The organism is Catenulispora subtropica (genome assembly GCF_039531675.1).
Classification (GTDB): Bacteria; Actinomycetota; Actinomycetes; order Streptomycetales; family Catenulisporaceae; genus Catenulispora; species Catenulispora subtropica.
In genome coordinates this window covers 80280-104421 of sequence record NZ_BAAAQM010000013.1, presented here as the reverse complement: position 1 = coordinate 104421, position 24142 = coordinate 80280, and the positions used below count along the sequence as shown (strand labels likewise).

Below are 24142 nucleotides of genomic sequence, written 5' to 3'. Positions count from 1 at the left end.
TCAATCCTCCATCGAGACGGATGTGCTATCAACCCTGAGCGTGATGACCACGGTGTCGCCGGTGGCCTGGACCACGGCCCCCAGCGGATCGGACGTCGCCGAACCACCGTCCACGGCCACGTCCGGGACTCCGGCCACCTGAACCTTCCAGCCGTCCGGCGCCCCGGAGGCCGCGACCCGGATCGTGGCGCCACGGCGGACCGTGGTGAACTCCGCGAGCCGCGAACCGTCGGCGGCCGAGATCACCGTCGCGACCTCGGCGCCGTCGGCGAGTTCCGAGACCCGCAGCGTGACGCCGGCCGCGTAGTCGTATTCGGGCCGGTCTTCGACCGCGCCGAGCGCGATGACCGAGCCCGGGCGGGCCAGCAGCGGCAGGCTGTCGAAGCCGTGCTGCTCGGTGACCCAGCGTGGGCCGGTTGTCTTCTCTCCGGTGAGCAGATGGGTCCAGACCCCCTCCGGCACGTAGTACGACACGCGCCCCCCGGCGTCGAACACCGGCGCGACGAGAAGGTCGTCGCCGAGCATGTACTGCCGCTCCAGGTAGGTGCAGGCGGGATCGTCGGGGAACTCCAGAACCATCGCCCGCATCATCGGCAGACCCGCGTCGACGGCTTGTTCGGCCGTCCGAAGCAGATACGGCATCAGACGCGTCTTGAGTTTGGTGAAGCGCCGCAGCACCTCGACCGACTCCTCGTCGAACAGCCACGGGACCCGGTAGGAGGAGTGCCCGTGCAGCCGGCTGTGCGAGGACAAGAGCCCGAACGCGGTCCAGCGCTTGAACACGGCCGGATCCGGCGTGCCCTCGAAGCCCCCGATGTCGTGGCTCCAGTATCCGAAGCCCGACATGCCCAGCGACAGACCGCCGCGCAGGCTCTCGGCCATCGCCTCGAACGTCGACTCGCAGTCCCCGCCCCAGTGCACCGGGAACTGCTGGGAGCCGGCCGTCGCCGACCGGGCGAAGACCAGTGCCTCGCCTTCGCCGCGCCGTTTGCGCAAGAGCTCGAAGACGGTCTGGTTGTAGTAGTACGCGTAGAGGTTGTGGACCCGCTCCGGATCGGACCCGTCCTTGTAGACGACGTCGGTCGGGATGCGCTCGCCGAAGTCGGCCTTGAAGCAGTCGACGCCCATCTCGATCAGCGCGTCCAGCTTGCCGGCGAACCACTCCCGCGCCTCGGGGTCGGTGAAGTCGACGACCGCCAGCCCCGGCTGCCAGAGATCCCACTGCCAGACGTCGCCGTCGGCCCGCCGGAGCAGGTACCCGGCGGCCTTGGCTTCGGCGAACAGCGGCGAACGCTGCGCGATGTAAGGGTTGATCCAGACGCAGATCCGCAAGCCTCGCGCCTTCAACCGCTGCAGCATCCCCCGCGGATCGGGAAAGGTACGCGGATCCCATTCGAAGTCGCACCAGTTGTACTCGCGCATCCAGAACGAGTCGAAGTGGAACACCGACAGCGGCAGATCGCGCCGCGCCATCTCGTCGACGAACGAGCCGACCGTGGCCTCGTCGTAGGAGGTGGTGAACGACGTCGACAGCCACAGTCCGTACGACCACGCCGGAACGCGCGGCGGCCGGCCGGTCAGCGCCGTGTACTTGCGCAGGATCTCGCGGGGTGTCGGGCCGTAGATGAGGAAGTACTCCAGTTGCTGGCCCTCGACGCTGAACTGCGTCCGGGTCACGACCTCGGAGGCCACCTCGAAGGACACACGGCCGGGATGGTTGACGAAGACCCCGTATCCCGCGTCGGTCAGGAAGAACGGCACGCTCTTGTAGGCCTGCTCGCTGGCCGTGCCGCCGTCGGCGTTCCAACTGTCGACGACCTGGCCGTTCTTCACCAGCGGGCCGAAGCGTTCCCCGAAGCCGTACACGTGCGCGTCCAGGGCCAGATCGAGCTGTTCGCGGACGTAGTGCTCGCCAGAGCCGGTGTCGATGGCGGCCATGGCCTTGGTCCCGCTGCCGGTCAGCCGGCGCCCGCCGGCCAGGAAGTCCAGGCTCCACCGCGCACCCTTGGCGACCCGGGCGGTCAGGGCGCCGGAGGTGAACGTCAGCGCTTCATCGTCCTCGATGATCAGCGGCGGCTCGGCCTCCCCGTCGGCGGCGTCGGCCAGCACGAAATCCGGCTTGCGGTCCTGGCCCGCGAAGTGCGTCACCGTCACCCGGATCACGTCGGCCAGCGGCGCCGCGAACGCCACGGTGAGGGCCGGACCCCGCAGCAGGTCGCGGCGCTCCCGCACGGGATAGCAGGGGGCGTGGACGACGAGCGAGTCCGGGCCGACGTCCCCGTCCAGCACCTGCACGGGATAGGCCGCCTGGACGCCGGGGCGCATCATCCAGTAGCCGTCGGTGAACTTCACGCGTGGTGCCTCTCTGTTCGGCGGAGCTGATCGAAGCGCTTCGATCACCTGGCTTCCCCTCCGTGGGAAGATCAGAGTCCAGGAGCCGGACAACGGCGTAGAAACCCCGCCCAGCGCGCCTCACGTCCAGAAGGACGGCTGACGCACTACGGAGCGCTGTTGTCGAAGCGCTTCAATTGGCGGAAATATTAGGCGCCCGGGATGCGCGGAACAATACTTCGCGGAAACTTTCTCGCCGGCGACCCTCGGAAGCGCACGTCGGCGCGCCCGGATCCCCAGGTGTCACCGGGGATCCGGACGCGCCGGACGGGAAGGGCGGAACGGCCGCGCTCAGCCGCTCAGCCGTGCGTCCATTTCTGGTTGCTCCCGCCGTTGCAGGTCCACAGTTCGAGCAGCGTTCCGTTGCCGGTGCCGGCACCTGTGGCGTCGAGGCACAGGCCGGACTGCACACCGGTGATGGTCCCGTCGGCGTTGAGAGTCCACTTCTGGTTGGACTGCCCGCTGCAGGACCAGATGTCGACCTTGGTGCCCGCGGTGGTGCCCTGCCCCGAGGCGTCGAGGCAGGAGCTGCCGTAGACCCGCAGTTCACCGGCGGCGGTGGCGGTCCACTGCTGGTTCGTCCCGCCGTTGCAGTCCCACAGTTCGACCTGGGTGCCGTTGGTCTGCGTCGCGCCCGGCACGTCGACGCACCGGCCCGAGCCACTGCCGACGATCGCGCCACTGCCACCGCCGGTTCCGCCGCTGCCGGGGGTGATCGACAGATTGTCGAACTGTGCGGTCTCCCCCTGGCTGGTGGCGTAGCCGGCTTGGCCCGCGCCCCACGTGCTGTTGGAAGCGGCCCCCACCTCGGCCCCGTCGATGCTCGCGGTGATGGAGCTTCCGGAGAAAGACAGGGCCAGACTGTGCCAGCGACCGGTTCCCAGCGCCGCCACCGAGCCGCTTGCCAACGTGCTGACGGTGCCACCGGTGTTCGAGCTCAGGATCGACCAGGCCCCGGTGTCACTGACGCGCAGGTGGTAGGCGTTCAGCCCGCCTGCCCCGGTGTACGACTGGCTGTTGGCCCGGCCCATCAGCTCGGCGTAGCCGGACTTCTCGAGCAGCACGTCCGAAGTGACGGTGTAGTTGCTCCACCCCGTGTCGCCGAGGAGGGCATGCGGGTCGGAGAGCGAGTCCCACGTAATCGGGGTCTGCGCGCTCATCTGCCGCACACACTGGCCGGTCCGCCCACCGCCGCAGCCGGCGACCTCGAAGGCGCCCTGCCAGTCCATCAGGTACTTCGCCTCAGTCCCGGCCGCATCGCTGTCGAAGGTGTCGCTGTAAGGCAGGCTCAGCGTTCCCTGGCCGGGTCCGGCCGCGGTGCCCTTGCCCTGACCGGTCGTGGTCGTCAGGGAGTAGACATATCCGGGCTGCACCGTGAGGCTGAAGCTTCCACCCGACGGGGTGATGTCGGCGGTGTGCACGAAGTAGTCCGCAGAGCTGTTGGACCGCAGGTTCGTCGCCCACACGTGCACCTGTCCCGTCGACAGTCCCCCGGTGACGTTGAAGTTCAGTGTCTGGGCGCTGCCGGCGTCGACGGTCTCGATGATGGAAGAGTAGTCACTGTTGTTCGGCGCCTTGAGCGTCACGTAGCTGCCGTTGGCGCGGTTGCCGCCGATGAAGCCGCCCGAGCTGTCCAGGTACTGCCAGCCAGGCGCCGTGAACTGCGTGGTCTGAGCCATCACCCAGGCGTTCTTGCCGACCGAGTAGTACCCGGACCACGGCTGCGGCGCCAGCACGACGCCCATGGTGGGATACGGCAGGTTCGGCGTGATCGCGGCGACGATCGGCCAGTTCAGGTACGCGGTCATCCGTCCGTCGAGGTAGCCGCGGTTGATGCCGCGTGCCATCGCCTGCGCGCCGGAGTTGTAGTCGTCCGAGCCGTTCTCGCTGGCCCACAGGGGTTTGCCGGACGAGCTCGCGGCTGACGGCACCGTGCATGTGGACTGCGCGGAGCGGTAGCCGCACGGGTAGTGCGCGCCCATGACGCCGACCGCGGAGGCGAACGCCGGGTTGGAGTCGACGTCGTTGGCCACCGTCCAGTCCGAGTCCGCGGCCACGAGCTTGACGCCGCCGTAGCCGTTGGCGTTGAGAGCGCTGCGCAGTTGCTCGTACCAGGAGACGTTGTAGCCGCGCTCGTTCCAGCCGCCGAGGTAGTCGATGGTCAGCCCGTGCGATTTCGCGCAGCCGAGCCAGGAGACGAGGTAGTTCACCATGTCGGTGGACCAGAAGTCGCCGCCGCCGATCCAGCCGGGTGCACCCCACGCCAGTCCGTACAGCTTGATGTTCGGGTTGCGGGCCTTGGCCTGCTGGGCGAGCCAGAACTCGTACCCGACGTCGCAGTTCACGCTGCCACGGGTGTGTTCGACACTGGGTTCGGCGCCGGAGGTGGAGTTGGTGTCTCCCCCGATCTCGATCTTGAGCATCTGAGCGGCCGCGCCGTAGGCCGGTTTGAACATGTAGTCCAGGATCTGCCCCCGCTGGGGCTCCGGATAGTCGATCAGCAGCCTGCTGTTGCCGCCCCCGCCGCTGATGGCGCCGACGCCGTCGAAGGTTCGTCCCCCGGACGCTCCGTTGAGGGTGATCGAGGTGGCCGCCTGGGCCGGGGCCGCGGCGACCGCCACGACGCCGCCCGCGGCGAGCGCGACGCCGACGAGCACCGCCGTCGAGGTGCGCAGGCGTTTGAAGAATCGTCTGAGTCCTGACACCGTGTCATCCCTTGTCAGCTCGTGGTGCAGCTAAGGCTCGGGGACGGATTAGTACCCGAGTAGGTGGCTTGGAGGCCGAAGCTGGTGGTGCCGCCCGGCGCTATCGATCCGTTGTAGGCCGCGTTCGTGACGGCCACCGGCTGGGCCCCGCTCAGAACGCCGTTCCACACGTTGCTGATCTGCTGATTCCCGCCCCAGGTCCACGTCACCTTCCAGCCGTTGCTGGGAGCCGTGCCTCGGTTCGTCACCGTCACGTTGGCGGTGAAGCCGTTGTCCCACTGGTTCGTCACCGCGTATGTCGCCGTGCATCCGCTTCCTCCGCCGCCGCCCGCCGATGTCGTCGCGGTCACGCCGGAAGACTGGCCCGAGACGTTGCCCGCCGCGTCGTAGGCGGCGACTTTGTACGTGTACTGAGTAGAGGCCGACAGGCCGGTGTCGGTGAACGAGGTCCCGGCCGTGCTGCCGACCTGGCTCCCGTCGCGGTAGACCCGATACCCGGCCACGCCGACGTCGTCGCTGGACGGCGACCACGACAGCGACGCCGAGGAGCTCGTCACACCGGTGACGGCGAGGTTCGACGGCACGGACGGCGGGGTCGTGTCGCCGCCACCGCCGGCCGTGGCCGTGACCGAGAAGCTGTTGGTGCCCAGGCCCTGGCCGCCCTGCCAGATCTCGAACCCGGCCTCGACGTCCAGCAGGTAGTGCGAGGGGTTGATCGAGCCACGGGCCTGCGCGTCCTGGAAGATGGCCTTGAGGTCGAGGTTGCTGACCGACGTGGCGCCGGGGTTCAGGACGTACGAGATGATCTTCCACGAGGTCTGCTGCCCCGTCCAGACATTCCAATTCAGGCCGCTGATGTTCGCGTTGCCGGTCTGGGATCCGAACGGCTGCACCCCGCCGCGGCTGTTGATCCAGATCATCACCTCGGTCCCGTCCGGCTGCCCGCTGGTGGTGGGCGTGGAGTTGAACCAGATGTCGTAGGCGACGTCGTACGCCCCCGAGGACGGCTGCGTGGTGCTCCACGAGGAGACCGCACTGCTCAGCTTGCTCATCTGGATCGGCAGGCCGCTGTTGCCGGTGCACAACCCCCAGTGGCAGCCTTTGAAGATCGACGGGTACGTGGCCGGCGCGCCGCCGCTGAGGTTGAAGTCGGCGGTGCTGACCGTCCACGCGGTCCCCCCGGTGTACGTGAGGCACTGCGGCGCACTGGAGTTCCACTCATTGGCCTGGATCATGTAGTCCCCGGCCGGGATCGTGCCGGTGCCGGAGCACGTGGTCGTCGCGGCCTGTGCCGTCGGCAGCGCGACCGCGGAGACCGCCGCCGCGAAGGCGATCGCGAGCGCCGCCGCCCATGCGCGCGGGCGGAGAAACCTTGGAGCCATCCGGGTGCCTTTCCTTCTGATGTCCGCATCCGCCGATGAAGGTGCCAATCCGGCGCCCGATGCTCAAGGGCGAGTCGAACCGATTCGTTGTCACTCAGGCTGGAGGCGTCCGGAAACGTGCTGGTCACAGAATCAGCATTGGACGCCATCGACGTTTCATGCGACGCGCGCCGATCCGAAAGTTTCACGGTTCGACGAGGCGGCCCGCCGTCTTACGTACGAGCACCGGCGCCGCGAACCGGTGGCGCCGACTCCCACGTCGGGCAGCGGGAATCGGCGCCGGTCGCATCGGTGCTCACCGGGCCCCGGAGACCGAGGTCACCCCAGCGTCCACTGCTGGTTGGCAGCGCCACTGCACGTGTACAACTGGACCAGCGCGCCGTCCGCGGTACTCGCCCCGCTCACATCCAGACAGAGCCCTGACTGCACCCCGGTGATGGTGCCGTTGGAGTTCACGTTCCATTGCTGGTTCGCGCCGCCGTTGCAGGTCCAGGTCTCGACCTTCGTGCCTGGAGTGGTCTGGTGGTTGTACGCGTCCAAGCACAGCGTGGTCCCGTTCATGGTGACGGTCAGCTGGCCGGACGAGGTCTTGGTCCACATCTGGTTCGCGCCGCCCCAGCAGCTGTAGATCTGCGTCTGGGCGCCCGGCGTCGTCGAGGCGTTGGGGACGTCCAGGCACTTGCCGGCGCCGACCGCGTGCACCTCACCGGTGGTGCCGCCGCCCCCGCCCCCTCCCCCGCCGCCTGTCGAGCTGTCGACGGTGATGTTGGAGTTGCCGCTGCTCTGGTAGCCCTCGGTGGCCAGGATCATGTAGTTGTACTGGCCCATGTTCATGCCGTGGGCGGCCCAGGCGTCGAAGAAGTTGCCGGTGGTGATGGTGCCGCCGACCCGCTTCGACTGGCGCACCGCCCAGTACTGGTTGAAGGTGGCGGTTCCGATGATGGAGGGGGCGTTGACCCGCTGCGTCTCGTAGATGTCGTAGGTGCCGCCGTCGCTCGTGACGGTGCCCTTGTAGGTGCCGGTGGGCCGGTAGCTGCCCCAGCTGTCGGTGATGTAGTACTCCACCAGCGGGTTGGTGGTCCAGCCGTACAGCGACAGGTAACCGTTGCCGGAGGGGTTGAAGCTGCCGGAGTAGTTCACGGTGCGCCGGCTGCCGGTGCTCCAGCCCTCACCAGCCACGAAGTTGCCGGCGTTGCTCCAGGAGGTGCTGTAGTTCCCGCCGGAGCCGAAGCTCATACACGCCGACCCGCTGCCCTCAGTCCAGAACGAGAAGTAGTAACCGTTGCTGTTCCCGGTCTGGCTGTTGCACACGGTCGCGGCGCTGGCCGTCCCCGGGAGAAGCACTCCGAAGGCTGCGAGCAGCATGACGCAGAGAGCTGTCAGAAGTCGCCTTCCTCGGGTGCGGCCCCTTGCGCGTCGTGGGTTGTCGTTCATGGTCGTCCTTCCTCCTGTCTCCCTCGAGGTTCAGCACGTGGAGTTGGTCTGGGTCGCCAGCCCGAGGCGCCAGGGCAGGTGGTTGTAGTCCTGGTTCGCGGACGGATCCTTGCCCTGGTACAGGTACTGCAGATGACAGGGACTGAGCGTGACGTTCTGGTCGTAGCCGCTGCGGACGGCCTCGCCGCTACTGAGGTCCTGGGTCCACGGGGTCCCGCTGAAGGTGGTGTCCGAGGCCGCCAGGAAGGGGTTGGACTGCGTGGCGGCCAACGGGGTCCAGCTGCCGGTGAGGCTGTCGGAGGTCCAGGAGTGGAACAGCCGGTGGCCGTCGGAACCGATGGCCTCGACGACCATCAGGTAGGTGTTCGATCCATCGACCTTGTAGACGTTGTCGGCCTCGAACATGTCGTATTTGTTGGGAGCCGACGCGGCGATGACGGTGTTGCCGCCGTCACCGAAGCCGTTCGGGAACTGCGACAGCGAACTCGTCGACCGGTAGACGTGGCCGTTGTCATCGACGGAGAACAGGTAACAGTTCGCCGAGTCGCAGATCACCCAGCTGTCGACCCAGTAGCCGCCGCCGATGTTCTGGCTGATGATCGTCGGCATGCCGTTGCTGTAGAAGTTGTGCGGCGCGCTCCATCCGGCCGGGTTGCTGATGTCGGGGTTCGTGGAGTACCCGATGTTCGAGCCCTCCTGGTAGGTCACGTACCACAGCTTCTGCGGCGCGAAGTAGAACACCATCGGTGCCGTCTTGTAGCCGCCGCCGATCGGCGTCGTGTCGAGGTACGTCCACGGCGCCGAGTCGGCCTGCGACCAGTCGCTGAAACTGGTCTGGGCCATCCCGTAGTCGCCGTTCGAGTCGACGGTCGACAGCACCACGTACCACTTGCCGTCGAAGAACACGACGGACGGGTCCTTCGCAGCGATGATGGTGTGCCGGGAGTCGGACTTCGGGCTGATCAGGATGCCGCTGGAGTTCCAGCGGAAGCTGCTCGGCAGGGAGCCCCCCGGGCTGCTCGGGGATGTCGAGGGACTGGTGGGCGGCGTGGTCGGCGTGGTCGGCGTGGTCGGTGGAGTGGACGGCGCCGTCGACGGAGTGGTCGGCGGCGGCTGCGAGCCGTCGCACAGCACACCGTTGAGCGCGAAGTCCGTGGGAGCCGGATTGCTAGCGGTCCACGTGCCGTTGAAGCCGAGGCCGACGCTGCCACCGGACGGGATGGACCCGTTGTAGGCGGCGTTGGTGACGCTCACATGCCCGCCGGACTGCGTGTATGTCCCGTTCCACAACTGGGTGACGGTCTGACCGGCACCGAACGACCACGTCAGCTGCCAGGACGTCACCGGGCTCCCCTGGTTGCTGATGGTGATGTTCGCGCCGAAGCCGCCCGGCCACTGGCTGGAGACGCTGTAGTCGACCTGACAGCCGCCGGCGGCGCGGGCGGTGGCCGTCACGGCCGCCACGCCCGCTGCGGCGAGACCGGTCGCCACGACGGCGGCGAGTACCGCTCGGCGATCGAAGAGACTCACGGGACGCCCTCCTGGAGGTGATGGGATCTCGTGGCGAGAAAATGCCACCAAAGCCCGATGACCTCAAGGTCCCCCTGGAGGCTCTCGGAGAGCCCAGCCATCCGCACTTATGGCAGTGACCTGCGAAAACAGCCTATGCGACAGCCCCGAAAGCCATCGCCACACCGTGACAATCCGCGAAACTTTCAACTCGGCCCGAGAGCAGGACATCCCATGAATCACGGCCATGGCGATGTCCTGTCTCGGACCGGGATCAGTTCTCAGATGTTCGCGCACACCGTCCCGTTGAGGGAGAACGCCGTGGGCGCCGGGGCCTGGCCGGTGTCGGTGCCGTTGAAGCCCACACTCACCGAGCCGCCGTTCGCCGCGATCGCCCCGTTCCACGCCTCGTTCGCCACGGTGACCGTCGAGCCGCTCTGCGTCCACGTCCCGTTCCAGCCGCTCTGCACCGCCTCGCCGGCGTCCGGCCAGGTGAAGGTCAGGGTCCAGCCGTTCACGGCCGTCGCGGCGCGGTTGGTGACCGTGATGTTCGCGCCGAAACCACCGGGCCAGGAGCTGCTGACGGCGTAGTGCACCGCGCAGCTCGCGTCGGACGGAGGCGGCACGGTGAACGTCACCGGTGGCGAGGGCAACGACGGGTTGCTATGGGAGTCCACCGCGATCACGTCGTAGGTGTAGGTGGTGCCGATCGTCAGACCGCTGAGGTTCAGCGTCGTGGCGCTCGTCGTGCCGACCAGAGTGGTGCCCCCGCCGCTGTTCTGCCGGTAGACCTGGTAGGACGCGACCGGGTACGTGCCGGGGGTGGCGGCGGGCCAGCTCAGCGTCGCGATCCCGGAGTCGTTCCCCGACGTGCTGGACGCCAGGCCCGACACGGTCGGCTGACCCGGCGCGCCCGGTGCCGTCACGCCGCCCCCGCCGCTGCCCGGCACCTGGACGACGGTGAGGGTGTACGGCGCGACGGTGACCGACGCGGCAGAGCTCTGCGTCGCGCTGGTGATCGAGGTGCCGTTGTTCGCGAAGGTGAAGACGGTCGGGCTGCCCGCCGGGGTGAAGCCGTTGTAGGCGAGGTTCACCGTGTAGGGCGTGCTCGGATCCTCGTTGTCGATCAGCACGTCGAGACTGCCGCCCGCCCGGCGGACCGCGTGCACCCTGACCAGCGAGTTAGAGGAGGTGCTGTTCACCATCGTGTCGCCGGGCCCGCCGAGTTTGGAGAGCATCTCGATGCCGTAATACGGCGCGAACGGTGTCTCGACCGCCGGTTCGGTCACGCCGCTGTTGTTGCCGCCGCTGGAGAAGATGCCGTAGTCGCCGTAGTCCTGCGCGCCGTCGACGACGCTCGGCGGATTGGTGCCGGGGCCGTTGTGCTCGTCCCACCAGTCCACGTTCGAGACGCCGTTCTCCAACCACGTCATGTACATGTCCGCGGCGAACAGCGCGTTCGGCTGGGTGTCCATGTCCACGTTCGAGTTGGCCTCGGAGACCAGAATCGGCACGGTGGCCGGGTTCACTTTCGCGTACTGGCTGATCTCCGACTTGACGGTGGAGATGATCCCCGAGATCTGGTTGGTGGCGGTGAGCATCGCCGCGGCACTCGAGCCGCCGGGGTAATAGTGCACGATGACACAGTCGGTCTTGGCACCGAGCGCGGTCAGCACCGTCTGGTTCCAGGGCAGCGGGCTGGTCTGCGCATTGGTGACGTTGTCGGGCCAGTTACCCGGCGTGGTCAGGACGGCGCACACGTGCGCGCCCGAGCTGACCGCCTTCATCGCCGACATGTAGCTCAGCACGTTGTTCGCATACACACCCGGACCGCAGTTGTAGGTCTGCGACGGCTCGCTGCCGATCGTGACCGGGGTTCCGGAGGACGTCTGGCAGTGTGCGTCGGCCTCCCAGTTCGCGCCGTAGGTACCGTTGCCGTAGACCTCGTTGCCGACCTCCCAGTAGGAGACGCCGTACTTGTTCGTCACCGTGGCGTTCTGCACCCAGGACGCGGCGAGCGCCGGTGTCCCGGTGCCGTAGTTCACGGTGATGACGGGACTCGCCGAGGCCGCCTGCGCGGTGCCCATGAAGTCCGCGAAGCTCGTGTTCGGGGCGTCGTAACCGCCCTGGGCCACGTTGGTCTGCCAGTTGTAGATGTCCGAGTAGGAGCCGCCCGGGTAGCGCAGAGCGTTGATTCCTGCGGCCTTGAGCAGCCCCGGGATCGGGGTGTCGTTCATGTACCCGTCGTAGACGGCGGTGTTCAGACCGATCGCGCCGCCCGGGATGGTGCCCAGTCCCGCTGTGCCGTTCACGGTCACGGACACCGCGGTGGCGGCGGACGCGTCCGGCGCCGCCGGTCCCGCGAGCATGACCGCGCCCGCCAGGGTCGTGGCCGCGGCCAAGGCGAGAGAGCGCGCCTTGGTTCTCCAACGGTTTCGCATGCCTTCTCCTTGCTGGACTCAGTGGGGTTCGGTGCCGTAGACCAGGAGGCCGCCGACGTAGACCGTGATCGCGGGGTTCGCGGTGAAGGCGGTGTCGGCGGCGTTGAAGCTGTAGTCGCCGGTCTGTGTGAAGTTCGACCAGTCGGTCTTGTTGACCGCGTTCTGGATCTGGCCGGTCGACGCGCCGACGGCCAGGCTCCCCGCCCCGGCGGTGAAGCCGACCTGCAGATAGTGGTCGGCCCCGGTAACCGGCGCGGACATCGCGACGACGGACTGCGTGACGTTCGCGCAGCCGAGGACCGCGTACCAGCAGTTGGTGGTGAAGGTGCTCGCGCCGCCGTCGGCGGTGAACCAGTACCGGACGGTCACCGACGACAGGGAGATCGCGCTGGTTCCGTTGTTGACCAGGTTCAGCATCGGCTGAAGCTGGCCGGTCGTGGCCGCGGTGACGCTGGTCTGGTACTGCGCCGTAAGCGAGGCGGGCGGTGCCGTGACCGTCGTCGCACTCACGGTGGCCGATGCCGGCGACGACTGCCCGCCGCTGTCCTCGGCCACAACATAGAACTGATAAGCGGTTGCCGGACTCAGGTTGCTGACGGTCGCGGCCGTCGCCGTTCCGGGCACCGTGGCGACGGCGGTCGCGGACGCTCCGGTTTGGTAGACCACGTAGTTCGCGATCGGCAGTGTGCCCGGCGTCGCCGCTGTCCAGCTCAGCCCGACGGTACTCGCCGTCACTCCGGTCACGGTGAGGCTGCCTGGCGCGCCAGGCGGAGTGGCGGAGGCGGTGGTCACGCTCACCGTCGGCGAGACCGCCGAGAGGTTGCCGGCGCTGTCCCGCGCGACGACGTCGAACGTGTAGGCGGTCGACGGCGTCAGACCGGTCAGCGCCGCCGACGTCGTCGTGGACGAGGCGACCTTGGTGGAGGTCGAGCCGGAGACGCTGTAGACGTCGTAACCGGCGATCGGGTTGGTGCCCGCGGTGGCGGCGGGCCAGGTCAGGGTCGCGCCGGTCGCGGTGATCGCCGACGCCGTCGGCGTGCCGGGGGCACTCGGCGGCGTGACGGTCCCGCCACCGCCGGGTCCGGAGCCCCAGACCTTGGTGGCACCGTCGTAAAGCTCGATGTAGTTCGTCGTCACCGGTGTCGCGTTGGTGGGGAGCCCGGCCAGCCCCTGGTAGGACCAGTCCTTCGTGTAGTCGTGCGCCGCCGGGAAGGTGATCCGGAACTGCACCTCCCGATGGAACGCCGACTGCCCTGCGGGGGCGATGTCCTGACCGGCGCAACTGACTGTGAGGTAGTAGGTCGAGCCGGAGAACTGCGTGATGGGGCTCGGTGCGCTGCACTGGCTGTACGGCGATGACAGCTGTATCTGGGAGGGTGTCTCCCCGGGGTCGAGCGTGAAGTAGTACCGGAACGAGCCGTTGGTGAGGTGCCGGGCGGGCCAACCGGACTTGTTGACGACCTGGGCCTTGATCTCGATGAAGTTCGTGCCGGTCTGGTTGGGCGCCGCTTGCATGAACTCCTCGGCCCCGTCCGGGGTCTCGGTCGGCGGGAAGTCCACCCTCGGTGTGCCGCCGTACTCGCTGGTGAGCTCGGCCAGGGCGCCGGAGAACAGGGCGTTGTAGTCCAGTGCGCCCTCGGTCTGCTGGTAGTTGGTCCGGCTGTCCGTGAAGCCGTCGCCCGAGGTCGGGCCGCCGACCAGCAGGCCGTAGTCGAGATGCCGGGTGTAGGGCGGGTCGCTCATGCTCTGGTCCCACGAGCCGTGTGCCGGCCGGTTGTGGATGAACTGCGGCCAAGAGGTGTTGGTGCCGCCGTTGGTGAATCCGACCTCGTAGCTCTCGTGGCCCGGGTTGTCGCCGAGGATGTAGTTGATCTGCCGTACCGCGAAGTCGTGATACGTCTGTTGGCGCGTCGGGTCGAGGCTCTTGGCCTTCAGCCAGTTCGCGAAGTCGAGTGCCAGGTAGGCCTCGTTCGCCGAGTAGCGGGCCGTGCCCCACACGTCGACCTGCGCCTCGCCGCCCGGTGACATGGCCACGTGCTGGCCGTTGTAGCCAGTGGTGAACCAGTCGAGGTTGCGTTCGGCGTCGTCGATGTACTGCTGCTGACCGGTGATCTGCGCGAGAAGGATGTAGGAGGCGTAGGACGAGTCGTCCCAGCTGATGGTCCAGGCGTATTCCGGGGTCGTGGTCTGGTTCGCCTTGTTCAGGTTCGGGAAGTAGTTCTCGGCCTTGGTGAGATAGGTGGTGTCGCCGGTCGCCTTGTAGAGCCACAGCGCACCCCAGACCAGCTCGTCCCAGTAGCCGCTGAACGAGGTGTAGAAACCGGAGGCCCCGGTGATGCAGGCGTCGTATTTGCCGCGGTAGTCGTCGGCGAACTCATACAGCGACTCGGCCTGCGCGAGCAGCTTGGCCGAATAGGTCGGATCGTCACCCTGGAAGACGATCGAGGAGGCCGCCAGCGCCGCCGCCGACTGGCCGACCAGATCAGAACCCGGACACGACTCGGTGACCGCGGAGGACGGCCGGGGCTCGGGATTCACCTCGGGCGGCCCCCAGAAGCTGTGGTCGCTGCTGCCGTCGCCGACCTGGCCGTAGAACACGTGCGGCTGCGGGTGCGCCTTGATGATGTAGTCGTCGCCCCAGCGCAGGTTCCGCTCGACGAACGCCCACTGCCCGGCCTTCTGGTAGCCGGCCTTGTCGTCGATGGCGCCCCAGGCCAGCGCGGTCATCGAGTACGCCGCCGGCAGGCCGAACTTCACCTCGTCGCCGGCGTCGTGGTAGCCGCCGGTCAGGTCCAGGCCGTGGTCCGCGCCGTCGGTCAGATCGGACGGCCCGCGCCACAGCACCCGGTTGTCGGCCGGCAACGGGCCGGAGCGCTGCGACTCGTAGAAGAGCATGGAGTCCTGGAGGGCCTCGGCGTAGTCGAACTCGCCGGTGCTCGAAGGCGTGCTCGCCCGGGCGGCGGGCGGTTGCAGCAGAGCCATGGCGTTCGCCGCGAACAAGGCGGCGGCGACGGCGGCGAGGGCTCGGGCGGCACGGTTCCGCGGCTTGCCTGATCTCATGGGGCGACGGTCGGCAAACGACCGCCAAGCGTCAATGTTCTGCGGCACTTTCGTGGACCGACCTGGGGTGACGCCGATCCGCTCACGAAAGTTTCATCTGGGCGGCAACCGTTCGCAGCGGCCCGGCAGCCCGCGATAGGGTCGCCGAACCCCGCCCTGCCCTTGTGGAGATCCGATGACACCGCTCCCCCGCTGCACGCCGTCCGCGCAGAACACCGACGCCCGCGGCGTCTCCGCCTTCCTCGACGCGATCGACGGCGAGTCCGGAGTCGAAGCTCACAGCCTCATGCTGCTGCGGCACGGCCACGTGATCGCCGAGGGCTGGTGGGCCCCCTACAGCCCGCAGGGGATCCAGCACCTTTACTCGCTGAGCAAGAGCTTCACCGGCACGGCTGCCGGGCTCGCCTGGGCGGAAGGGCTGCTGGACCTCGACGCGCCGGTCATCTCGCACTTCCCCGAGCTGGACGCCGAGATCACGGACCCGCGCAGCCGGTCGATCCTGGTCCGGCACATCGCGTCCATGGCCGCCGGCCACACCGCCGAGCAGTGGGACCGGGCCTGGGCCGCCGACCGCGACGAGCCGGTCCGCGGTTTCCTGCTCCACCCGCCGGACGGCGTCCCGGGCACGACGTTCGCCTACAGCCAGCCCACCACCTACACGCTCGCCGCGGTGATCCAGCGGGTGACCGGCCAGACGCTCACGGAGTACCTGCGACCGCGGTTGTTCGAACCGCTGGGCATCGACAAGGCGACCTGGGTCCAGCACCCGGCGGGACGGGACATCGGCTTCATCGGCCTGTCCACCACCACCGAAGCCGTGGCCCGGCTCGGCCAGCTGTATGCGCAGGGCGGAGTCTGGGACGGACGACAGCTGCTGGCGCCGGAATGGGTGGCCGAGGCCACCCGCGCGCAGGTGGGCAACAGCGGGACGGGCTCGAACCCGGACTGGTCGCAGGGATACGGATTCCAGTTCTGGATGTCCCGCCACGGCTACCGCGGGGACGGCGCCTACGGCCAGTTCTGCGTCGTCCTGCCCGAGCAGGACGCCGTCCTGGCGCTGACCGCCGAGACCGAGGACATGCAGGCCGTCCTCGACGCGGCCTGGACCCACCTGCTCCCCGCCTTCGAAGGCGCCGGCCACGATGCGGCGGCGGCCGACAAAGCACTCGAACACCGGCTGACGGGCCTGCAACTCCCCTTTCCCACCGGAGCCGAGGTGCCGACCGGCGAGTTCACGGCCGCCAGCTCGGTCCTCTCCCGGCTGACGCGGGTCGCACTCTCGCCACAGGTCCTCGCGCTACACGAGGACGACGGCACCGTCACCACCCTGCCTCTGGTCCCCGGCGCCTGGCCGACGCGCGAACACATGGCGGCGCGCGCGGCGCGGACCGACGCGGACACGGTGGTCGTCCACGTTCAGTTCGTGCAGACGCCGCACAAGCTCCGGATCACCTGCGATCTGCGGACCGGCACGTTCGACGCCGGGTGGCGGACCATCCCGCTGACCGGGCGACCGTCGACCGCGCTGTCCGCGCTCGCGCAGCCGACCCCTTTGGACGCGCTCTGACGGTCAGGGCACGAGAGGCCGCGGCCGGCACCGGGTCAGGGTTCCCGATGCCGGCCGTGGTGCGGTTCGCGGCAGGTCACGGACTGGTGCAGGTCAACTGCGGGCTGGACGGCGTGCCGTCGGCGAGGAAACCGAAGGTCGTCGTCCCGGCCGGTGGCAGCGATCCGTTGTAAGCGGCGTTCGCCACGGTCGCCGCGGGTCCGTTCGTGGTCAGGGTGCCGCTCCACAGCTGGGTGATCGTCTGGCCGCTCGCGAGCGTCCAGCGGACGGTCCAGCTGCTGATCGGCGTGCTCCCCGCTGTCACCGTCACCTGTCCCTGGAAGCCGCCCGGCCAGGAGTTGGTGGTCTGGTAGCTGGCGCTGCACGCCCCGGGCGGCGGCGGGGTGGTGCTCGGCGTGGTCGAGGGTGTGGTCGACGGGGTGGTCGGGGTGGTGCTCGGCGTGGTCGAGGGTGTGGTGCTCGGGGGTCCGCTCTGGAACTGGGTGAAGAAGTTCCACACCACTCCCGACGTCCAGGTGTGCCAGCCGTCGCCGGTGCTGCCGTCGATCGGGCCGGGGTCGTGGCCGGCTCCGTCGAAGGCGGCCCAGACGACCGGGTACCCGGTCTGGCATCCGGAGTAGGCGGTGACGATGTGTGTCAGGCTGCCGTATGCCGGTTCGGGCGGGTTCTGCGGGGTGCAGTGGTTGTTCCGGACGAAGGTGTCGCGGAGCGATCGGCCGTCCGCGATCGGCAGGACGTTGTCCCGGATGCCGTGCAGCCCGATGTAGGCGACGGGCTGCGTGCCACCGCTGCATCCGCTCAGGTTCGCGCCGGAGTAGACCGCGACCGCGCGGAAGACGTTCGGCCGTGCGCAGGCCAGCGCATAGGACATCGCGGCGCCGTAGCTGAAGCCGCTGGAGAAGATCTGTCCGGTGTCGACGCACAGGCCTGTTTCGAACTGGTTGAGCATGTCGTCGACGAAGGTCACATCTTGCCCGCCGGGGTTGGCCCAGCCGTTGCTGTTGCCTTGCGGTGCGACGAAGATCGTGCCGTTGCCCGCGGCGTCGGCCAGCCGCCGCAGCCCGTAGTAGGACCAGTTGTAGCCGTCGGTGCCGCCGGAGTCGACGTCGTTCATGGTGCCCCCGAGCCAGTGGAACCCGAAGACCAGCCGGTAGGGGTGACTGCTGTCGTAGCCGGCGGGGAGCCGCAGGATGTAGCTGCGGGTCTGGCCGCCGCTCTGGATCGTGTGCGTGCCGCTGGCCAGGGCCGGAGCCTTGCCGCACCCGCCGGAGGCCGCGGCGGGCGCGGCGCCTGGCGACGCCGCCGCACTGCCGAGACCTCCGTACACCGTCAGCGCGCTCACCAGGGCGACCAGGAGCGCCATGAGCGCGACCGGCCCGAACACGGCTCTGCGTTTCTGCATGGCCTCACCCTCCGTCGAATCGATTCGCACGATCGGTTCGACGGGATGCTACGAACCCTCCCGGGAACGGGCAATCGATGTGTCGTACTCTTCGGCCCTGATGCCTGGTCGACGCCGCTACCGGCGCCGCCGACGGCCGAAAGTTTCAGACCGATTCTCAGCAGGCGGACACCCAGTAGTCGTCGACCTGGACGTTATCCGTCTCCCTAGCGGTTCCTCCGCGACTCGTACGCCGCGGCGAGGATCAGATAGCCGCTGGCCGTCCACGTGTACGCCCGATCACGCAGTCCGGCGCCGGACAGAGCGTCGAAGTTCTCTGCGAAGCCGGACTTCTCGCACAACGCCCGGAACCGGCTGCTGACGTCGTCCGCGAGCTCTGTGAACCCCGCGCGGCGCAGACCGTCCTCGATCAGGATCGTGGACGGGGCCCAGATCGGGCCGCGCCAGTAACCGTCGGCTTCGTAGTGTTCCGACGACGGCTGCTCAGTGGCCAGACCGTGCGGCGTCAGGTGCGCCTCGATGTCGCGGGCCAGGGCGCCGCGGACGTCGTCGGGCAGATCCGGTCCCAGGACGATCGCCATCAGGTCCAGCAGACTCGTACTGCCCACGGGCCGCCCGGTCGCCGCACCGCGCGCGACGAACCTGCCGTCCGCCCACAGCGTCGTCAGCATCGCGGCCCGCACGTCCGCCTCTTGGCGCCGCCACCCGGCGGCCTCGTCGGGGAGCCCGAGCTCGTCGGCCAGTCCGGCGAGCCGGTCGAGCTGCAGGATCAGGAACGCCGCCAGATCCGACGTCTGCACGACGCGATCGGCGTCGAAGGTGGTGGCGTTGTCCCAGCCGCTGTCGTTGCCGTGCTGATAGTGGGGCAACGCCTGGCCGGGGACCCGGCGCGCGGTCAGCCAGAACTGCGTCCAGGAGGAGAGTCTGGCGTAGAGGTCCGCGATCTCGGCCCGGGTCAGTGCGCGGGGCAGTCGGCCACGCAGGTGCCCCAGCGCCCAGCCGTGAATAGGTGGCTTGACGTAGTTGTAGAGGATCTCGGAGTGCGTCACCGAATCGGGAAGCGCACCGGTCTCGTCCTGGTGGTCGAACGGGATCTGGAACTGGTCCAGGGCCAGCTCTGGCGCACCGGCGGCCAGCGCGATGGCGTTGAAGCAATGATCCCAGCTCCAGACCTTGTCCATCCAGTGCTTGGACATCAGTACACCGGGGCGGGAGAGGAACCCGGCCGGACGGACGGTCGCCGACCACAGGACATACGCCGCGAGCTCCGCAGCCGGAGTCCGGTCGCTGCGCCAAGGCGCGACAGCGTCCACGAAGGCGACGAACCCCGCGGCCGACGCCTGAGCCGCGTCATCGAACGTGGCGGCACGGCGGTAGCGCGGTCGAGCGCTGTCGAACTCCTCAATGGCGATCTCCCAGGGCTGATCCGCGGGGAGATGGAGCCCGCGTGCCGCGGTTCCCAGGGCCTGGAGTCCGAACACTTCAGCCGGCTCACCCGCCAGCACGGTGATCCGGTAGCGGCGACCGGTCTGGTAGAGCGTGTAGATGTAGGACCCGTCGACCGGATCGCGGTAGAAGTACGGTCCGCTGAACGGGCCCAGTATCGTGTCGGCCGCACTGATGCGCAGCCCCAGTCCCGTACCGCCGCCCCGCACCCGAACCGTGTCGGCTGTTTCGTAGGCGAGCTCGACCCCGGAGTCCTGAACCGTCCAGGCAAGCCGGGCCGGCGTCGCGGCGACGGCCGCCTCGACGCGCGAGCCGGACGGATCGGCCGGTGTGAGACGCAGGACCGCGTGCAGTCCGTTCTGGTGGGAGACGAGATGGAGGTCGTCGGCGTAGGCGGCCTCGCCGATCACCGGCGAGATGCCGAACCACGAACCGTGGTGGCTGAACGGGATCTCGCGAACGTCGAACGCCGGAAGGGTTCCGGTGATGGTCATAAGTGATCTTTCTTCAGTCCTTGACCGCACCTGCGGTCACACCGGCGGCGACATAGCGCTGGGCGACCACGAGCAGGACGGTGGCCGGGATCGAGGCCACGACCGCGGTGGCCATGATGGCGTTCCACTGCTGGTTGTTGTTGCCGATGTAGTGGTAGATGCCGAGGGTGATCGGCTGCGCGCCGCCACCGCTGTCGAGAGTATTGGCGAACATGAAGTCCGACCACGCCCACAGGAACGCGAACAGCGACACGGTGACGACGGCGTTGCGGCTGACCGGCATGACGATCGACCAGAAGGTCCGCACCTGTCCGGCACCGTCGGTCTTCGCCGCCTGCATCAGCTCCTCGGGGATGCCGGACATGAACGCGGCGAACACCAGGGTCCCGAACGGGACCGCGATCGTCGAGTCGGCCACGATCAGGCCCGGCACGCTGTTGAGCACGCCCAGATTCAGGTAGATGGCATAGAAGCCCATCGCCATGATGATGCCGGGGATCATCTGCGCCATCAGCAGGGCGAAGCTCAGAACGCCGCCGCCCGGGGGACGGAGTTTGGCCAGGGCGTAGCCGGCCGGCGCCGCGACCGCCACGGTCAGCGCGACCGTCCCCAAGCCGATGAACAGGCTCGTGCCGAGATAAGGGAGCTGCTGGTGCAGAACGGCACGGTATCCGTCGAGCGTTCCGTGGACGGGGAGCCAGTCCGGCGGCGTCTTGCGCATGTCCTGGTCCCGCGTCAACGACTCGTTGATCATCCAGTAGACCGGAAACAGCATCAGCCCGGTCAGACCGAGCCCGACGGCCGTCTTCCAGCGCGCGACGTGCTGGGATCGGGACTTCCGCATCACGCCTCCCGCTGCTTGCGCTGGGCGCGGACGTAGACCAGTCCGAAGGCCAGGGCCATGACGACCAGCAGGTTGCCGACCGCCGCCCCGGGCCCGAACTCGGGCAGCAGGTTCCCGAAGCCCAGCTGGTAGGACCACGTCGCGAAGGTCGCCGAGGAACCGGCCGGACCGCCCTTCGTCATGATCCAGATGATGTCGAAGACCTTCAGCGTGTAGACCAGCCCGAGCAGCAGCGTGATCGCCGCGACCGGCCGCAGCAGCGGGAACGTGACCTTCCAGAAGCGCTGCCACGCGCTCGCGCCGTCCAGCTCCGCGGCCTCGTACAAGTCGTCCGGGATCGCCTGGATCCCGCTGTAGAGCATCACGAGGTTGAACGGGATGCCGATCCAGATGTTCGCGATCGTCACCGAGGCCAGCGCCCACGTCGGCGACGTCAGCCAGTCGACCGGGGCGACGCCCAGGCCGTGCAGCACGTGGTTGACGACGCCGGAGTCGCTGTTGAGCATCCACGACCAGGTCGACGCCGACACGATCAGCGGCAGCAGCCAGGGCACCAGGAACAGCGCGCGCAGCGTCGCCGAGAGGCGGAAGTTCCGGCTGAAGAACACCGCGAGCGCCATGCCGATCCAGAACTGGCACAGGATCGACACGCCGGTGAACACCAGCGTGTGCTTCAGGGCCGGGCCGAACGCCGGGTCGCTCAGGATCTTGCGATAGTTCTCCAGGCCGGTGAACGGAGCGCCGCCGTGGACGAAGGAACGCACCGTGTAGTGGCGGAGGCTGAGCTCGATGTTGCGGTACATCGGGTAGGCGTAGAAGGCGAGCAGGTAGATCGTGACCGGGGCGAGAAAGGCCCAGCCGGCCCAGTTCGTCGAGCGGGTGCGGGATGGGTGCCGGGGCGACGGCGCGCGCCGCGGGGCGGTCGCAGCCGCCCCGCGCGCGCCCCGCACAGACCGTGCCCCAGTCCGTGTCACGGAGTTCATGAAGCGGCGCCTTCGGTCCTCGGCGTCACTTGGTCGCCGCGGCGGCCGCGCTCTGCGCGGTCTTCAGCGCGGCCTGGGGCGAGGCCGACCCGCTGAGGGCGGCCTGCACGGCGGTCCACAACGGCTGCGAGATCTTCGGGTACTTCGTCCCCAGGTCGTCGCTCGTCCGGCCCTTGGCCGCGGCGACCGCGTCGACCCAGGGCTTCAGGTCGGGGTTCGCGGCCACCTGCTTGGCCTGGACGTCCTTGGTCGCGGCGACGTAGGACAGGGTGGTGTCGGTGGCCAGTGCGTTGTCGGCGCTGGTCAGGCAGGCCACGAGCTTCTGCGAAGTGGCGTACCGGTCGGTCTTGTCCTGGACCGGGATGGTGACGAACTCGCCGCCGGTCGGCGCCGCCGCGGTGCCGCCGCTCGCAGCCGGGATCGGGATGATCCCGTAGTCGAAGCCCGCCTTCTTGGCGTTGGCCAGCTGCCAGGTGCCGTTCTCGGCGAAGGCGTACTGTCCGGTGGCGAACTCCTGCCAGCTGGTCGTCTGCGTGTTGTTGATGACGGAGTTCGGTGCGTAGCCCTTCTTCAGCCAGTCGGCCCACAGGCTCACGGCCGAAACGCCCTGCGCGGAGTCGAGCTGCTTCAGGTTCGCGCCGGAGCCCCAGAACCACGGCAGGAACTGGAAGCTCCCCTCCTCGGTGCCGATCGCCGAGAACGTGATGCCCTTCTTGCCGGCTCCGGTGACCTTCGCCAGGGCCGCGGTCAGCGACGGCCAGTCCTTCACCGAGGCGACGTCCACCCCCGCGGCCGAGAGCACCGCCTTGTTGTAGTACAACGCCAGGGTGTTGGCGCCGATCGGCACGCCGTAGGTCCTGCCGCCGAGCTGGCCGGCGGCCAGCAGGTTCGGCGAGATCGCCGAGGTGTCGAGCTTCGTGGCCCCGGTGTCGGTGAGCACCCCGGCGTCGGCCAGCGTGGAGACCACCGGATTGTCGACGATCAGCACGTCCGGCGGATTGCCCTGCTGCGCGGCCAGCAGAGCTTTGGTGGTCAGGTCGGTGGTGTCGAAGCCGGTGCGCTTGACGGTGACCCCGGCGTCGGAGCCGCACTTGGTCAGCAGTCGCGACCAGGCCGAGCCGCCGTCGAACTGCGGGTACGGGTCCCAGATCGTGAAGGTTCCACCCCCGCCGCCGCCCGCGGCCGCCGTGCTGTCGGTGTCGGCCCCGGACGCGCCCGTGGAGCTCTTGGACGCCGAACAAGCGGCCGCCGTCCCGGTGACCGCCAAAGCCAGACTGGCACAGGCGATGCGCCGGGCTATGGACTGTGCTTTCATGGTCGTTCCCTTTCGATCTGCCGCCGCGAGGCGGCTGATGGACTCCGCATTGCCGTGCGGAGCGCGGGATTTCTCAGGTCCGGGCGGGCGCCGGGGCCCGCCGCGGGGTCAGTCGTCTGACGCCGGTGCGGGCCCGGCGCTCGCGCGCAGGGAAACCGGCGGCGTGAGCAGGACGTGCCGGGGCGGCACGTCCGGGGTGGCGAGCAGTTCCAGCAGCAGTTCCACCGCGACCCGGCCCATCTCGATCGCCGGCACGTCGGCCGCCGTGAGCTGCGGCGTCACCGCGGTGGCCCAGCGTCCGGCGGCGATGCCGGTGACGGAGAAGTCGCCGGGGATCGCGCGTCCCCGGGCGGCCAGGCCGCGGTAGAGCCCGCCGAGTGCGGCCTCGTTCACCGTCACCAGGGCCGTGGTGCCGGGATCGGCGGCCAGGATCCGGCCGATCGCGTCCTCTCCCGACGCCGGGTCGTCGCCGCACAGGTGGGCGGTGCCGACGACGCCGTACTCCGCGCAGGCGCGCTCGAAGCCGGTCAGGCTCCGGTGCGCCGACTCGTACCCGGCGTGGAACAGCCGCTCCGAGCGGTTGACGAACGCGATCCGCCGGTGCCCGAGCTGCACGAGGTGCGTCACGCAGGAACGGACCAGGGCGGTGTAGTCCAGGTCGACCCAGCGGGTGCGCTCCGGCTCGCCGGTGCGGCCTATGGTGACGAACGGGAAGCCGGCCTCGGCGAGGTAGTCGACGCGTGCGTCGTCCAGCCGGATCTCCATCAGGACCGCGCCGTCCACCCGCCGCTCGGCGACCAGCCTCCGCAGCCCCTGCTGTCCGTCGCCGACGGCGGCGGCCAGCAACACGTCGTAGCCGAACCCGGCGGCGGCCTCCACGAGGCTGCCGATGAAGTCGAGCTGCATGTCGGTGTAGTGGCTGCCGGCCGGAGGGAACACCAGACCCAGGGTCCGGGTCTCCCCGGAGGACAAGGCCCGCGCGGTGGCGCTCGGCTGGTAGCCGAGCTCGTCGATCACCGCCTGGATGCGCGCCCGGGTCGCGGGCGAGATCGACCGCTTCCCGGACAGCGCGTAGGACACGGTGCTGCGGGACACTCCCGCCCTGCGGGCTATCTCACCGATGTTCACGCGCGGCGTCTCCGATGTCGACGATGGCTTCTGATCGAACC

General features: G+C 68.8%; 14 protein-coding genes. 1 reads left to right on the top strand and 13 read right to left on the bottom strand.

The annotated features are described in order from the left end of the window. From yicI to ABD466_RS13840, 7 genes are all read right to left on the bottom strand, one after another. Positions 1 to 2352 (bottom strand): alpha-xylosidase, encoded by a 2352-nt coding sequence (gene yicI, locus ABD466_RS13870; RefSeq protein WP_344657416.1) that lies wholly within the window; start codon positions 2350 to 2352, stop codon positions 1 to 3. A 338-nt stretch (positions 2353 to 2690) separates the two neighbouring features. After that, positions 2691 to 5066, bottom strand: a complete 2376-nt coding sequence (locus ABD466_RS13865; protein ID WP_425558644.1) for a ricin-type beta-trefoil lectin domain protein — start codon at positions 5064 to 5066, stop codon at positions 2691 to 2693. Positions 5067 to 5110: 44 nt separating this feature from the next. Then, positions 5111 to 6478 carry a GH12 family glycosyl hydrolase domain-containing protein gene (locus tag ABD466_RS13860; RefSeq protein WP_344657414.1) on the bottom strand — a complete coding sequence of 456 codons (1368 nt, stop codon included), beginning with the start codon at positions 6476 to 6478 and terminating at the stop codon, positions 5111 to 5113. 318 nt (positions 6479 to 6796) lie between these two features. Further along, on the bottom strand, positions 6797 to 7912 hold the full coding sequence (locus ABD466_RS13855; protein ID WP_344657413.1) for a glycoside hydrolase family 11 protein: 1116 nt from the start codon (positions 7910 to 7912) through the stop codon (positions 6797 to 6799). 30 nt (positions 7913 to 7942) lie between these two features. Beyond that, positions 7943 to 9442: a glycoside hydrolase family 62 protein gene (locus ABD466_RS13850; protein WP_344657412.1), complete on the bottom strand. Its 1500-nt coding sequence runs from the start codon at positions 9440 to 9442 to the stop codon at positions 7943 to 7945. Positions 9443 to 9702: 260 nt separating this feature from the next. Beyond that, positions 9703 to 11862, bottom strand: coding sequence for a cellulose binding domain-containing protein (locus ABD466_RS13845; protein WP_344657411.1), 2160 nt, complete (start codon positions 11860 to 11862; stop codon positions 9703 to 9705). Positions 11863 to 11880: 18 nt separating this feature from the next. After that, entirely contained in the window at positions 11881 to 14922 is a 3042-nt protein-coding gene (locus tag ABD466_RS13840) for a glycoside hydrolase family 9 protein (RefSeq protein WP_344657410.1), read from the bottom strand. Positions 14923 to 15097: 175 nt separating this feature from the next. On the opposite strand from ABD466_RS13840, the gene ABD466_RS13835 reads away from it, so the two are divergent. Beyond that, on the top strand, positions 15098 to 16489 hold the full coding sequence (locus ABD466_RS13835) for a serine hydrolase domain-containing protein (RefSeq protein ID WP_344657409.1): 1392 nt from the start codon (positions 15098 to 15100) through the stop codon (positions 16487 to 16489). A 76-nt stretch (positions 16490 to 16565) separates the two neighbouring features. On the opposite strand, the gene ABD466_RS13830 is transcribed toward ABD466_RS13835, so the two are convergent. The 6 genes from ABD466_RS13830 to ABD466_RS13805 form a co-directional block, all read right to left on the bottom strand. Further along, positions 16566 to 17891 carry a CE1 family esterase gene (locus ABD466_RS13830; protein ID WP_344657408.1) on the bottom strand — a complete coding sequence of 442 codons (1326 nt, stop codon included), beginning with the start codon at positions 17889 to 17891 and terminating at the stop codon, positions 16566 to 16568. 206 nt (positions 17892 to 18097) lie between these two features. Beyond that, a complete protein-coding gene (locus ABD466_RS13825; protein ID WP_344657407.1) occupies positions 18098 to 19831 on the bottom strand; it encodes an amylo-alpha-1,6-glucosidase in 1734 nt (577 codons plus the stop codon). A gap of 13 nt (positions 19832 to 19844) precedes the next feature. Next, positions 19845 to 20675 (bottom strand): carbohydrate ABC transporter permease, encoded by an 831-nt coding sequence (locus tag ABD466_RS13820; protein WP_344657406.1) that lies wholly within the window; start codon positions 20673 to 20675, stop codon positions 19845 to 19847. Continuing rightward, a complete protein-coding gene (locus ABD466_RS13815; RefSeq protein WP_344657405.1) occupies positions 20675 to 21658 on the bottom strand; it encodes a carbohydrate ABC transporter permease in 984 nt (327 codons plus the stop codon). The genes ABD466_RS13820 and ABD466_RS13815 overlap by 1 nt, the downstream gene beginning before the upstream one ends. 25 nt (positions 21659 to 21683) lie before the next feature. After that, entirely contained in the window at positions 21684 to 22973 is a 1290-nt protein-coding gene (locus ABD466_RS13810) for a sugar ABC transporter substrate-binding protein (RefSeq protein WP_344657404.1), read from the bottom strand. 108 nt (positions 22974 to 23081) lie between these two features. Beyond that, complete coding sequence (locus ABD466_RS13805) at positions 23082 to 24101, bottom strand: LacI family DNA-binding transcriptional regulator (RefSeq protein ID WP_344657403.1); 1020 nt, start codon at positions 24099 to 24101, stop codon at positions 23082 to 23084. Between the last annotated feature and the right edge of the window lie 41 nt (positions 24102 to 24142).